The following is a 13474-nucleotide window of genomic DNA, read 5'->3' as shown; positions in this document are numbered from 1 at the left end:
TAATAGGAAACTACATTATCGCTCAAATTCAGATATTGAAAGGATTAACACTGACCCAGGCAACGGAACCAGTGCCAACAGATTGAAACTGGGATTGGCAGTAGCTTTGGGAAAAATTACGTCAAAGCTTTAGAGGCTGCGCAAGAGTTTGACTATGGCTTGGAGAGCCTCTGGGCAGGTTTTTATGCGCCGGGGAGTATGTTCTCTCAGATTCAGCAAGCGATTCTACCGTTCACCATGATTGGTGTGGTGCTTTGGGTGTACGGACTGTATCGAGTCTCTGCTGACCAAGGATTTTGGAGTGAAGAATCGAAGCAGCGGTTTTTATGGCTCTTTTTTGTTGCCATCCTGATCGGTAATGACGGTTACTTGCTCGGTGCTGGAATACGGGTTCTGAACGAGGTTGTGATGAACGTGAATCGTATGGCACTGGAAGCCAGTTTCAACGGGGTTTCCAACCGAGACAATATCCGTAATGCCCAGCTCAACATTCAGCTTGGAATTATCGCGGGTAATTTAAGCCAGAGTTGCTTGAAAAAGACTACAGATGAAGAGAAGAGTGCTTGTCTCGCCAGTATTCAGAGTAAAGCTTTAGCCCAGCTCAAAAAGCAGAACGCCAATTTGCTTAATCAGACGTGGAAAGGTGGCTCCGCGCTCGCAAAAAACGCTCTTGAAGTTACGGTTTTGGCTGGACCCAACCTAGGAGCTATGAGCCTGTGGATGACGGTTTCCAATGCGTTTCTGGTCATTTCCCGAGTAGCGCTCCTGGTTTGGGCCTCATCCGCCCCGCTGTGGGTGGCGATCACCCTGTTCCCCATGAATAGCCGAGGCATCAACATCTTTTTAATGGGGTTCTGGAGTGTGGGGATGATCATCGTTAGCTACACGTTGATCCATGGCTTTTTAGCCTTCTTGATGGCCACCAATATTGGTCTAACTCCCACGATGTTTGCTTTTTTGGCCGGATGCTTGGCCCCAATTGGTGCCGTTCTGATTGCAGCAGGCTCTGCGGTCGGGCTGATGGTCGGTTTGAGTGGAGGTGTCGTGAAAGGCCTTCAGCTAACGGGCAGTGCAGTAGGGGGAGGAAAAGCCTGATGTTAAAGCGCCTTATGTCCAAGCCCTCATCCACTGATAAAACGCATGAGGAGATCCCCGAAGTCGTTGGAATTGATGACTCAACGGCACAGTTTTCCCTGGATGACTTCATCGAAGCAGAGGCCGAAGTCGATCTGACGGTGAGCGATCAAAAAACGGTCAAAAAGCGGATGGATTTTCTGACGCTGTTTGTGATCGGCGCAGCCTTGCTGGGCGGCACCAATCTGCTGCTGACCCTATTAAATATGGTCATGATTGCGCAGGTGGCAGGTAAACCGGCCCCAACCCTAGTGGAGCTGCAGGGCGGAAAATCAATCACCGTCGCCGCGATCGGCTCAAAGGAACGAACCACCGAAGCGATTCAGACCTTTGTCTCCGAAAGCTTGGTGGAACTGTTTGACTGGCGTGGGATGATCCAGTCCCCCGATAGCCGAGATTCTGCCCCGATTCCAGATCCCGGTGTTGAGATTGGGGGTGGTCAGCGGGTTACCTATGCGACCTGGGCCGCCTCCTATCGGTTTGAAGATAGTTGGCAACCAGAACTGCTAAAAGCGATCGCCACGATGACGCCGCAGAGTTTGTTCAATCAGAGCGATCGCCGGACGCAGGGATTATTGGTGGTGCGTGAAATGGGCCAGCCGACAAAGACGAATGAGGGTCAGTGGCAAATCGATGTGGTGGCCAACCTGATTCTGTTTGAGAACGGGGACAACGTGGGTCGGGCGATCCCCTTTAACAAAAAGGTAACGGTAGCTGCCGTTGATCCCCCAGCTTTTTCGGACGATCCCAGCGAATTACAGACCGTGATTTACAACGCTCGTAAGGCCGGGATGATCATCCAGTTCATGGAAGATCTGAAAGCTTAAGTGAAATCCAGAATTTCCTGACTATAACCGTGTGTTGCTTTGGAGTGAGAGATGGACGAACAGGACTTAAAAAAATGGGCTGACCCGGATGAGATTGAAGCTCAAGAATCCGGGGGATCATCTCAAGATCCGAGACCAGAAGTTTCTGCTAGTGCAGCAAGCGATCGCACTGACTCAGACTTTGCAGACGATACGGAAGTAATCATCAGCCAGCCCAAAACCCCAGTCTGGAAGCGAAACGAGATTAAACTTCCGGTCGTGACCGGTGTAGGTCTCCTCGTTGTGTTCATGGGTTATGCCTTCATGCGAGGGGGTCAGTCCCACCTTCAGACCCAGCTCCAGGCCGACCAAGCCCAGAATTCATTGCCGACCGGTGATCCCCAAACCCCGGCAGCTGATCCGAGCGCCTCTGAAAGTGCTGAAGTGGCCAAGTTGAAAACTCAGTTGGCACTGGGAACGCAATCGGAGGAAATCGCAGCCCTGAATCAAGAGCAGAACCAGGCCCAGTCGCCTCCCCCTGCGTCAGTGGTGAAGCCATCTGCTCCCACGACCGCCACCCCAGCTGTTTCCCAGCCACCGGCCAGAGTGACCTATGCGCCACCGCGACCGCCGATCAACTATTCACGCTACACCACCCCGGTGCAGCCTAGAGTCTCCGCACCGCCTCCACCCGTGAGAGTTGCGATCCCTTCACCCGCGCCGGAAAATCTCCCAGCAGATCCCCCGATCCAGGAGACCACCTTTGTCAGCTATGGCCGATTACCGGGTGTTCCCAATGCTAGGGGTAGCAGCATCGTAAATCGTGCCGATAACACCGGGGTTATCTACACCAGCGATCGCCAGCGACCAGCTCCACCCCAGCGATCGCTTGCTCAACAGCAAACGGCTTTTCTCTCCGGCGATCGCTATGCTCAGATCCCACGGGGAGCCAAGTTGAAAGGCCAGATGCAGACGCCGGTGATTGCAGAACCGGGCCAGGAATTCTTGGTGGAGATTACGCAACCCGTGGCCAATATTCCCCAGGGCAGCTACGCCACCGCCTTGATTGATCAAGTGTATGGCGATGGCCTGATGCAAGCCTCGATTCGTGGGATTGTCACCCCAGAAGGACAGCGGTTCATGATCCCCGAAGGTTCGATGCAGGTTCTAGCCTCTAATGGAAAACCCCTGGTTGCTAAACGGATGAAGGGGGGTCCCAACGTGGCCAAGATGATTGCCAATGTTGCTTTGGGTGCGATTTCTAATGCAACCGGCACGCTGAACCGTCCGAGAACGCGATTCAATGCCGAGAACGGATCAGTCTATGAAGATTACGGGGACGCTAACCTCACCGCAGCACTGCTCCAGGGGGGGGTCAATTCAGTTCTGCCGATGATTCAGCAACAGCAAGCTGAAATTCAAGAAGATTTAGCCGGAAACCAAGGCACCATACGATTTCTGAAAGCTGGAACTCACGTCTACTTGCAAGCCTATTGATTTATCATGCGGTCATTTTTTCCTGTCACGGTTGCCGTTGTTGCAACCTTTTCTGCCCCTTTCATCGTTCAAGCCCAAGTCAATCCGACCCGAACGATTACAGTTGCACCGGGGTATGGTGTCACGATTATTCCAGCCGTTCCCGTGTACAAAATCTGGGTAGATGACGGATCCCGTCTGGGTGTTGACTTTGATCGGCCTCCCGAGGAAGGCGCGACGATCATCCACGTCTATCAGTCTTCCAAACAGAGCAACACCTTCAGCTCGGATGGGGGAACCATGCTCACCCTGGTGTCTGGGGATGGTCAGCTACAGAAGATCGCGGTGAACTTCAGCAATGGCAAGATTCAGCAAAATGTCCTCGACCTCACCCAAGCCTCCTCCACGCCCAGCACGAAATTTGCCGCGCTCACTCCCACGGTTCAGAAGAGTCGCATCGAGGTGATTCGTCGCGGGTTAGACCGAGCGATCGCGGAAGGATCTATCCGCAAAAACAGCGACTTGGAGAATGCTGTCGAGGAGTTTCTGGCGTTGATGGCTCAGGGGAAGACCTTGGAGAGTGCATCCCAGCAGACCGGGGTAATGCTGGAGGTGATTGGCAAGCTGGCCAAGATGGGCGTTGAAGCCGAGGGCTATCAGCTTGATATTCCCGATGAAGAGCAGCTCCAGGTCAAAGCCGGAAAAGTACAGCCAGTGGTCTTTACCCTGAAGGATTTCGAGGAACCGACCCGCAAACTGAAGCGCAAGTCAGCCCAACGAATTCAGCCGGATCCCGCGATCGCCTCCGAACCCAAAGCTGCGCCTCCAGCAAAAGAGTCTCCCACCGTCGATCCTCCCTCACAAAAAGCGATTGATCCTGAGTCAGAGCCAGCTGAGGATTTGCCCGCCCAGCCTAAAACATCCCCATTTGAGCAGACTGCGATCGCCACTCTACCGGGCGGGATGCCCACGGCTAAACAGATTGAGCGAGGGTATCAAGCGTTAGTTAAGGAAGGAGAACTCAAGCCTTACTCGCAGACGGGGCGCAACGTTCAGACCCTAATTCGTCGGGTCAAATGGGGAGAGTCGCCGACCTTTGCCGCTCAAGAAAGCAATGTTGAGCCGGTGTTGGTTGCTCGCCTCATCGACCTTGGGGAACCTGGACCCACTTTTAAAGATCCACACGGTCAAGCCAACGCCATTGTGCGGGGGTTAGCGGTGGCCAATCGAACCGGAGAGATTGGCTACTACTCCTATCTGAGTAGCCAGGTGCAGACGGTGGTGCGCCGCCTGCGTCGGGGCGCGAGTTTAGAGACTGCGCTGCAGCGGTCTGGCGTGACTCGTGCCAACGTGGACCGCTTGCTCCAACTCGGGAACTATGAGTCACCCGTTGCGCCATGAAAGCTGCTTTGAAGTTTATTCGGGTATTCTTGCTGAGTTTAGTGCTGGTGATCGGTAACCCGTTGTTGAGTGCTGGTCTGCAGAAGCATGGCCACTATCCATTCCAAGAGTCGCAGTCAGCCCAAACCTCGGTGGGAGATTACTATGGCCGCACTGAATATCTGACCCCTGATGCAGCCGCTGCCTTCCGATCCATGCAGTCCGCGGCTGCTCAATCGGGGATTAATCTGGGGGTGATTTCTGGCTTTCGCAGCAGGGCAGATCAAGCGACGCTTTGGCAACGGCAAGTGAGTCGCCAAGGGAGTGAGCAGTCCGCCGCTCACTGGTCCGCGCCTCCCGGTCATAGTGAACACCATACCGGCTATGCCCTGGATATCCGAGACCTGTCCCAACCCCAAACCGATCTCAAACAGTCCTTTGAATCGACCAGGGCCTATGGTTGGTTACGACAGAATGCAGGGCGATATGGATTTGAGCTGTCCTTCCCTCCCGGCAACGCTCAGGGGGTGAGCTATGAACCCTGGCACTGGCGGTATGTGGGAAGTCCTGCCGCCAAATCGGTGTTTCGTCAGACGGTAGCAGCAGCAGCACCTCAGGCTGTTCCTGACTCAGCGCCTGCTCCGACTCAGCCCAACCTCAATGACATGAGTTTTGGAGACTTTAAATTAGAGGAATCAGGGGCGATCGCAGCGCTTCCCGAACTCTCCGCATCCCTGAAAGAAGCGGATGCTACGACCCGCTATGAATGGGTCGAAGGAGACAGTCTGGCCAATGTCCTGAATCTGGGAGATATCGGGTATTTGAAGCCCGAGGACATGACGATAGAAGAGGTGTCCAAGAAGACGGACATTGACCTAGAACAGGTGGCCCTCTCTAATGTGCAGTTGCTGGGACTGCAAACAGTGGGGAGTCTTTCTGAAGCCATCCCAGGACTCCCGGATATGCCGGTCAAGGCCATTCAACCGATCGCCGATCTCGTTGAACGGGCAGGCAAATCCTACGTCAAAGCCTGGTTGCTCAAGAATGCTGATGCGCCTCTGGCCAAACTGTTGAAAGTGGACCCCTTGCTCAAGGATAAAAAGCTGAAGGACCTGGCCTTGGAGCAGTTTGGCATTGGTGCGATTCCAGGTCTCAAAGAGACGCCCATCGGTAACTTTAAAGATTGGCAGAAGGCCAAGATTGCCGATATCCCAGGACTAGAAAAACTTCCCATCAGCCAGTTCCCGCTGGGGATGGTCCTGAATCCCAGTTCTGTCGTGGGAATTGTTGATGTGGTCTATGGGCCAAATGAATCGACAGCCTCCTATAAACCGATTACCGGCAGTGAAGCCGAGGGATTTAAAGTGCCCTGCCTGCAGCAGAACTGTGCCTATCTTGAACTGCGCGATCCGCTAGGGAAAGATGCGCCGCTGCATCAGGCTCGCTGGATTAAAGGGGGCCAGCCCGAGGTTGGGGGGCAAATGGTGAAAGGTGGATCGGGATTGTTGGGGACAGCGTTCGGCGGGAAAGAACCGACAGGTCGGATGCCCTTTGGTCCCACCTCCAACATGAAGGTGGTCCTCACCGACGCAAATGAGAGTGAGGGAACGGCCAAGCTCAGCATTTATTTACGGGTGGAGAAGGAACCCTTTGGCAAGACGCCGTTTATCTTTGGCCCGATTCCGTTCATGACGGTGAAAGAGGGGGATTCAATCCCGGTTGGCATTGAGGGTCAGTCCTCCTTTAGCGAGCCCAACGTAGAAATCCCCGACTCGATCCGCCGCGAAATTGACCAGGTCAATGCTCAGTATGGTGAGACGGCCAGCAGCGATTGCACGGATGCAGTGATGAAGCAAACCGATGGCAGCTTGACCCCCTTTGCTCAGACCTACGTACCGCTCCTTTTAAAAGAAGCCGAAAAAGCCAAGCTGTCGGAGAATCAAACCGCCTACGTCCTGGCCACGGCTCGTCATGCCTCTGGGCTGGGCAAGTATATGGAACAACTGGGCGATCGCCAGCCATGGGGAAACTACTACGCCCGAGGCTTAGTGGGATTGACCGATGAGGCCAACTACCAAAAGTGGTCGGACATTCTGGGGATGGATTTGCTCAGCAATCCTGATCTGGTGGCCCAGCCGGAGATTTCAGTTCGGATCTTGGTGGAGGGTATGAAGCGCGGAGCCTTCACCGGCTACAAGCTGGATGACTTCATCAATGGCTCGCAGGTGAATTTTTACGATGCTCGTTCGATTCTCAATGGCGTTAAAGAAGGTGCTGAGCAGTATGCCAACACCGCTAGCCAGTATCAACGTGCGTTGAAAAGCTGCATTGGGTTTGCCGGAAGCTGTGATGGCACCAGCAAGATGGCGATGCCGACCCAGGGGAGCTATACCAGCGGATTTGGCTATCGAATCCATCCAGTGTTGGGGACCTATCGGTTTCATTCAGGAGATGACATTGGCGCCCCCACCGGCACCCCGATAGTCGCTGCCGACTGCGGCAAGGTGGTCTTGGCGGAGTGGGAAGGCGGCTATGGCAACTCGGTTGTGATTGAGCATCGCAACAAGCTGTTCACGCGCTATGCCCACCAGTCGGTCATGACGGTGAAAGTTGGTCAAAGCGTGGGTCGCGGTCAGCGGATTGGGTCGGTAGGTTCGACGGGGCGATCCACGGGTCCCCACCTTCACTTTGAAGTCCGCAAAGGTGGTTTATACGGGGAAGCTCAAGATCCCAAGAAGTACCTATGAACAAGCTGAGATTCAAATATTTTGTGATGGGGTTGGGCCTGGTGCTGGCGATCGCTCTGTCCATTACGGTGGGGAGCGTGTGGCCCAAGTCCCAGCCTCAGGCCGTCGAAGGTGAGCTGCCGTCATTGCTTGCGGTGAGCCAAGGGAATTTCCCCGTCAATCAACTTTCCCCAGACCTTCCGGAAACACTGAAGCCTTGCTTACCCGAGCAATTTGCCCGAGCGGAGTTACTGGCAGAGTTGGAGCAAAACGACCAGCATCTGTATCACGTTCAGGTGACCTATGGTGATGATGTTGCTCAGCCGTTGATTGCGGTGCAGGGCGATCGCTGTCAGGTGCTTAATCCTCGGGATGAGAACAATGCGGATGTTCCCCTAAGCACAGTGATTGATGAAGAAGTGGCCAAGACACTAGCCCTGCAGCGATACCAGCGTACCTTCGAGCAGGTGGGGGGTAAAGATGAATTTCAGAAACTGCTGAACGAGGAAGCTGAAAACGCGGAAGCAACGGTTTGGATTCCCCAGGAAAACTATGACGCCTTGCAAACATTGGGGATTTCAATGCCGGATAACGTTCAACCCACACAAGAGGTTCCGGGAGGTCAGCCGTGAAAAAAATGGTCATCATTGCTGGGGGCTTGTTGTTGGGTCTGCTTCTGGCGATCGCTAGCTTTAGTCGCTTTGTACCATCGCCATCGGCTCCTGTGGTTGAAAATTCAGTGACCCAGTTGGCTCAGAATTTAAAGTCGGCGACTCAGGTGCCGCTGGCTTTACCCAGTCAAGTTCCAGCCGCCCAGACCTATTACAGCTCGATTGCCGAGGTGCAGTCGGATCGCTACTGGGTGAATTTAGATGTGGATCGGGATTGCTTGGGCGTAGCTAACTGCAACCTGGGCGCTGTTTCGGGGGAAGTGGCTTCCCTGCAAACCATTGATGAGCAGTATGGCAATCTGGAAGGATTTAGCCCTCCGCTAAAATCCACCAATCTAGATCAGACCGTCACGCTTGCTCAAGGAATTCAGGGCCGTTTTATCCCCTACGTCTGCGGGGCCAGTTGCTCAACTTCTAAGTTGGTCTGGGGTCAGGATGGCTATCGCTACTTGGTGAGCTTGCAGGCCAGAGTCGTTCCCGATGACCAGGAGGTCCAGGCCCTGATTACGATGGCCAACTCTGCGATCGCCAATCGTCAGCCGTGAGTCAGCCTGCAACTACCCAGACGGAACAACCGGCGATCGCCCAGGAGCTGGTTCAGCCCTTTGCCGATGTCTTTGTTTCGCCGTTGGGAGTACTGCTGCTGGGAGTGGCGGGTCTCTGGCTCTGGTCTTCTTTGGCTCAGATGCGAAGCAAGAAAGGGACGTTGGCGCGGGGAACCTTAGCCCAAGGAAAACATCGCACTGCTGCCCGCAAGAAAGCGGTGAAGCTGATGGCGGCTCGCAAGCATAACGAGGTGGCCCTCTACATCGGGACTCCCAGAGGCGCGACCTTTCACCGCACGGGAAAAAAATGGCGGATTTATCTACCCGAAGATCCCAAGACGCTTTACATCCCTGGCGCAGAAGCCCACATTGCGGTCGTCGGGGCCACGGGATGCGGCAAGAGCTTCAGTGCCATTAACCCGATGGTGCGATCCGCGATTGACCAGGGCTTCCCGATCCTCTACTTCGACCTGAAATATACGGCGGATAATCCCAATCCCTCCTCGGGTTTCATGGGCTACGCCCGCGATCGCGGGTATCAGACCAACGTGTTTGCGCCGGGGCTGCCGGAGTCCTGCCGCTGCAATCCGCTGGATCTGCTGCGAGATGAATACGATGCGGAGATGGCCCGTCAGTTTGCGGTGGTGCTGCAGAAGAACTTCTCCCCGGCCAATGCCCAGAGCAATCCCTTCTTTGACCAGAATGCCCAGAAGATGATCCAGGGCGTGATGATGCTGGCCAAGATGGCGGCCTACCCGGATCTAATGACCTCCAGGGCGATCGCTCGGATGCCGAATCTGGTGGAGAGTTTGCTCCACTCCAACTTGCCGGAGGTGATCAAGGCGGTCTTCGACCCGTTGATTTCTTCGGCGGGGGCACCGGAGACAATCTCTGGGATTCAAGCCACGGTGGCCAATCTGCTGGGGAACTTGATGACCCCGAACCTGCTGTCGGCATTGGTGGGTGAAACCACCATGCCTCTAGACTTGGATGGTCGACAGTTCCTGAGTTTTGGGGTGGACGGCCAGCGCCGGGATGTGGTCCTGCCGATGATTGCTACCATCCTGCATCTGCTGGTGAATCGCAATATCCAGCGATCGCGGAAGACACCCTTGGTCCTGGTGTTGGATGAAATTCCGGCGATCTATCTGCCAGCCTTGGCCGACTGGTTGAACCAGGCGCGATCGGCAGGGCTGGGCGTGATTTTAGGATTTCAGAGTTTTGCGCTCTTGGAAAAGCTGTACGGGAAAGTGGGAGCGGAGGAATTGGTCACGGGTTGTACCACCCAGATGATTTTTCAGCTCAATGATAAGACCACGGCAGCCAACTATTCAGAGCTGATTGGGCGAGAAGATGTCCGCTATCACCAGCGATCGCGCAGTCGCGGGAAAGGGAGCAGTGGGAGTTCTCGTTCTCAGCAACTGCAGACCCGTGTGATCCTCGAACCGAATCAAATCACAACCTTCCCTCAAGGGAAGTGCATTGTCTTTAATCGTGGGTTTCAGGATGCCCGAGCGGTTCGAGTGCCTTACGTCGCGCAAATTCAGATTCCCCAGCATGACTTAGATGCTGTTGAAGCGAGCCAGGCTCAGTGGCCTGAGATTCGACAGGGAATGATTGAGCGTGCCCAGTTTAAGCTTCCCAGTAATGAGGATTTTCTGGTGCGCAATCAAGCTGCGACTGACCTGTTGGGGGATGCTACGGAAAATTCTGCTTCGGGAGCGGTCACCAAAGAGGAGATTGCCAACTTAGAAGCGGAATTGGAGTTGGACGAAATGGAGGAAGCCGACATTGATGAAACGCAGTTGCTGCTACAGATGAAGCAACGACAGCTCAAGCCGTTTTGAAAAAGGTGTGAAATCTCTAAAACCGGGACTATAACTTATCAACGTATAAAACGGAGGACAGACCCAATGACAAATCCACGAGTCATTGTTGGGGATTTATTCCCAGAAGAACTGCAGATGATCCGCGATCGTTTGCCGGAGCACCTGCAGGATTTAGGGGCAGATCACATGCAGACGCTGGCGAGCATTGCCGAGGCGTGGCATCTGGAGCCTTTGCCCGCTGGCTATGCACCGGAGATGGTGGATGTGTACGTAGAAGAACAGGAAGACCCGATCCTCAGCTACGAGCATTGGGAGATGAGCGTTGCGAGCCCGGAGTTTTTCCCTGAGAAGTTTACGGTCTTAGCTCTAGAGGTGGATTCTGTCCTGCGCTATGCCCAGATCCGGGGTCAGGAAGTCTTCAACCGTCTAGGCAACGTGGAGCTTCCCGAGGACTTTGCGTTTGCAGCAGCCTAGCCAATTCAGCCTTTTTAAAAATTGGAGAAGAAGCAATGAGTGAGAATCCAGTTCAGCGTTCGGATGCCGATGAGCTGAAGCGATCGGCGGGGGATTTGGTGGGGGCGATCGCCAGCAATCTGGGCCAGCGATCGGCGGGGGATCCAGCAACGGAGCCTTTAGATCAGTTTGTGGATCACCTGAGACAAAATTCTGACTTGACGGAAAACGACGCGATTTCCATTCAGTTGGGACGTCGCAAAGTGTTTCAGCTTGATGAAGCTGGAGAAGCGTCCTACAAACAACTGACCTCCCCAGAGCGACGCAAGATAGCGGCTTTCCAAGAAGGAGAGCCCATCCAGGGATCCCTTCGAGTTTACGTAAATCGTGCCGAGCAGCCTGCTTTGCAGGTCAAAGCTGGTGAGGTTGTTCACAATGAAATCCAGTACCGTTCCGAAGTGCAGCAGCAAGAAACGTCGAGAAACAGCATTGAGCCCCCCGAACAGAAAACAGAGGAACGGTCTATCGTTCAGCAGCTAGAGTTGTTGCAAAAGGAACTGGCTGCGACTCAAGCCGCATTGGAGCAAACCAATCGACGTCTAGCCATGGTTGAGCAGCGTCAGGTGACGTTAGCGAACCCCAAACTCTCACAGTGGGTTAATGGGATTCAGCAGAAGTACCAAGCCCACCTCCAAAAACTGGGCGATCGCTTGGAAAACAAAGTGACGCAGACTCAGCAGGCGATCGCGGCTAAGGTGAATGAAGGGCGTGAGTTTGTTCAAGGCAAAGTAGATCAGGGTAAGCAATCAGTCACCTCCAAGCTGGATGAGGGAAAGCAATTTGTGCAGCAGCGGGTTGAGCAGGGCAAACAGGCGATCGCTCAGGCTTGGATGAAGACGGTGGTGGAACCCAGTCTGGCAAAAATTGCTCAAAGTTTTGGGACTGATATGCCGGATGGGGCCAAGGTCTTCCGAACGCAAGAGTATCAAATCACTCAACAGGGCAATGCGACCCATATTTTCCGCAATGATGGTACAAGAGTGACCCCCGATAATTTGAACGGCAGGGACCAAAAGGTGCTGATGGCGTTGAGTGACAAGGCCGAGAAAATTGGAACACAGCAGTCCAAAAAGGTAACGACGCCGTCCGTCAGAAAGGCGGTCAAACCCAGGCTTTGATAGGATGAGCGTACATTGAAGAGCAATCTCCGACTCCTGGGGCTTGTATGGTTGCAACCGCATCAGAACTCAACATCCAACCCATTGGTGAAAAGCGAGTCAGCTTGCATGGTTTGACCTGGGACGGCTATCAGCAAATTCTGCAGGCCTTGCCGGAAAGTCGAGCGGTTCGCTTAACCTATGACCATGGACTGCTAGAGATCACCATGCCCCTTGAGGATCATGAGTTTGCCCTACGCTTAATTGAGCGCTTCATTATCATCCTGGTCATGGAAATGGGCTTGAAGATTAAGACCATGGGGTCAACAACCATGGGGGGAGAAAAGCTCGATCGAAGTTCTGAGCCAGACTGTGCCTACTACATCCAAAATCAATCCAAGGTGGCAGGACGCAGGGTTGATTTTTCCACGGATCCCCCACCAGATTTAGTGGTGGAGGTGGATATCACCCACACTGATATCGATAAAAACCGACTGTATGCCGGGATGGGAGTCCCTGAATTTTGGCGATATAACGGCAAGCAGTGGCGAATTTATCGGCTCCAGGGGGATGCTTACGAGGAGTGCGATCGCAGTCCTACGTTTTCCTGGGTTAAAAAGGAACTTTTGTATCGTTTTCTAGAGCAAGCCCAGCAAGATGAAATTGAGGCTGAGATTACTTTTCGCGCTCTGGTTCGTGAGCGGTTGTTGCAGCAATGAATTGAAGCAAGGAGATTTTTCCCAGATGACATATAGTTTAGGGCTCAATGCTATGGTGCCAATTATGTAGCTGAGATCACGCAAGGGTGTTTAGGATCGGAATATTCCTGCTAAAAGTTGGAGTGTAATAAGCACTCATGATATTGAGGTTTTGATCAAACCATCTGATTTACTTTGAGCGTTTTGAGTTGTGCTGACTATATAGGAATGGAGACTGAGGGTTCCACAAGCGGTTAAGGCAGTCATCTCCAAGGCAAGATTTTCAGGTGTCGTAAATCTTGATATTGACTATATTGACGCAGCAGGTTAGACAGTTGACGATAGATTTTGGGTGGGGCTTCCATAATGGAGACTTTTAGTTAACCCTGAAGCTTCTCATGAGTTCTGTTCTTTTGTTATCCAAAACCTGTACTTCTCAATCTTTCGAGCTAGATATGTCAGCAGGGTAATCGCATCTAATTTTGTGATCTGTATCATTGACAAACTAAAGTGCCTATTGGATAAAGCTTTGAGGTCACGGTCAAGAATCAAAATCCTCAACCTAAGGCATCGCTATTGTAAAGATTGCTCTTGGGGCA

The 13474-nt window shown here is 53.4% G+C and carries 11 protein-coding genes; all 11 read left to right on the top strand.

The window, feature by feature from the left end; genetic code table 11:
• Window positions 1-198: 198 nt before the first annotated feature.
• The 11 genes from QQ91_RS19960 to QQ91_RS19910 all read left to right on the top strand — a co-directional run bounded on the left by QQ91_RS19960 (window position 199) and on the right by QQ91_RS19910 (window position 12896).
• On the top strand, window positions 199-1095 hold the full coding sequence (locus QQ91_RS19960) for a macrophage colony-stimulating factor 1 (RefSeq protein ID WP_166283456.1): 897 nt from the start codon (window positions 199-201) through the stop codon (window positions 1093-1095).
• Window positions 1095-1961 (top strand): hypothetical protein, encoded by an 867-nt coding sequence (locus QQ91_RS19955; RefSeq protein ID WP_166283454.1) that lies wholly within the window; start codon window positions 1095-1097, stop codon window positions 1959-1961. The genes QQ91_RS19960 and QQ91_RS19955 overlap by 1 nt, the downstream gene beginning before the upstream one ends.
• Window positions 1962-2012: 51 nt before the next feature.
• Complete coding sequence (locus QQ91_RS19950) at window positions 2013-3437, top strand: hypothetical protein (RefSeq protein WP_166283452.1); 1425 nt, start codon at window positions 2013-2015, stop codon at window positions 3435-3437.
• A gap of 6 nt (window positions 3438-3443) precedes the next feature.
• A complete protein-coding gene (locus QQ91_RS19945; RefSeq protein ID WP_166283450.1) occupies window positions 3444-4817 on the top strand; it encodes a hypothetical protein in 1374 nt (457 codons plus the stop codon).
• On the top strand, window positions 4814-7543 hold the full coding sequence (locus QQ91_RS19940) for a D-alanyl-D-alanine carboxypeptidase family protein (protein WP_166283448.1): 2730 nt from the start codon (window positions 4814-4816) through the stop codon (window positions 7541-7543). Before QQ91_RS19945 ends, QQ91_RS19940 begins: the two co-directional genes overlap by 4 nt.
• A complete protein-coding gene (locus QQ91_RS19935; RefSeq protein WP_166283446.1) occupies window positions 7540-8154 on the top strand; it encodes a hypothetical protein in 615 nt (204 codons plus the stop codon). Before QQ91_RS19940 ends, QQ91_RS19935 begins: the two co-directional genes overlap by 4 nt.
• A 5-nt stretch (window positions 8155-8159) precedes the next feature.
• Entirely contained in the window at window positions 8160-8738 is a 579-nt protein-coding gene (locus QQ91_RS19930) for a hypothetical protein (RefSeq protein WP_250833419.1), read from the top strand.
• Window positions 8735-10585, top strand: a complete 1851-nt coding sequence (locus QQ91_RS19925; RefSeq protein ID WP_166283442.1) for a type IV secretory system conjugative DNA transfer family protein — start codon at window positions 8735-8737, stop codon at window positions 10583-10585. The genes QQ91_RS19930 and QQ91_RS19925 overlap by 4 nt, the downstream gene beginning before the upstream one ends.
• 66 nt (window positions 10586-10651) lie before the next feature.
• The gene (locus QQ91_RS19920; RefSeq protein ID WP_166283440.1) at window positions 10652-11041 is read left to right on the top strand and encodes a hypothetical protein; all 390 of its coding nucleotides are present in this window, start codon (window positions 10652-10654) and stop codon (window positions 11039-11041) included.
• 35 nt (window positions 11042-11076) lie between these two features.
• On the top strand, window positions 11077-12198 hold the full coding sequence (locus tag QQ91_RS19915; RefSeq protein WP_166283438.1) for a hypothetical protein: 1122 nt from the start codon (window positions 11077-11079) through the stop codon (window positions 12196-12198).
• Between the two features lie 47 nt (window positions 12199-12245).
• Window positions 12246-12896, top strand: coding sequence for a Uma2 family endonuclease (locus QQ91_RS19910; protein ID WP_166283436.1), 651 nt, complete (start codon window positions 12246-12248; stop codon window positions 12894-12896).
• The last annotated feature ends 578 nt before the right edge of the window (window positions 12897-13474 follow it).

This window comes from Lyngbya confervoides BDU141951 (assembly GCF_000817775.3).
GTDB lineage: Bacteria > Cyanobacteriota > Cyanobacteriia > Thermosynechococcales > Thermosynechococcaceae > Lyngbya > Lyngbya confervoides.
The sequence above is the reverse complement of the archived record's forward strand: the minus strand, read 5'-3'. Positions and strand labels throughout refer to the sequence as shown.

Coding starts and splice junctions, on each gene's coding strand:
- QQ91_RS19955 (WP_166283454.1), top strand. CDS start 1,095: ATGTTAAAGCGCCTTATGTCCAAGCCCTCATCCACTGATAAAACGCAT.
- QQ91_RS19945 (WP_166283450.1), top strand. CDS start 3,444: ATGCGGTCATTTTTTCCTGTCACGGTTGCCGTTGTTGCAACCTTTTCT.
- QQ91_RS19935 (WP_166283446.1), top strand. CDS start 7,540: ATGAACAAGCTGAGATTCAAATATTTTGTGATGGGGTTGGGCCTGGTG.
- QQ91_RS19930 (WP_250833419.1), top strand. CDS start 8,160: ATGGTCATCATTGCTGGGGGCTTGTTGTTGGGTCTGCTTCTGGCGATC.
- QQ91_RS19910 (WP_166283436.1), top strand. CDS start 12,246: ATGGTTGCAACCGCATCAGAACTCAACATCCAACCCATTGGTGAAAAG.
- QQ91_RS19920 (WP_166283440.1), top strand. CDS start 10,652: ATGACAAATCCACGAGTCATTGTTGGGGATTTATTCCCAGAAGAACTG.
- QQ91_RS19915 (WP_166283438.1), top strand. CDS start 11,077: ATGAGTGAGAATCCAGTTCAGCGTTCGGATGCCGATGAGCTGAAGCGA.
- QQ91_RS19960 (WP_166283456.1), top strand. CDS start 199: ATGTTCTCTCAGATTCAGCAAGCGATTCTACCGTTCACCATGATTGGT.
- QQ91_RS19940 (WP_166283448.1), top strand. CDS start 4,814: ATGAAAGCTGCTTTGAAGTTTATTCGGGTATTCTTGCTGAGTTTAGTG.
- QQ91_RS19950 (WP_166283452.1), top strand. CDS start 2,013: ATGGACGAACAGGACTTAAAAAAATGGGCTGACCCGGATGAGATTGAA.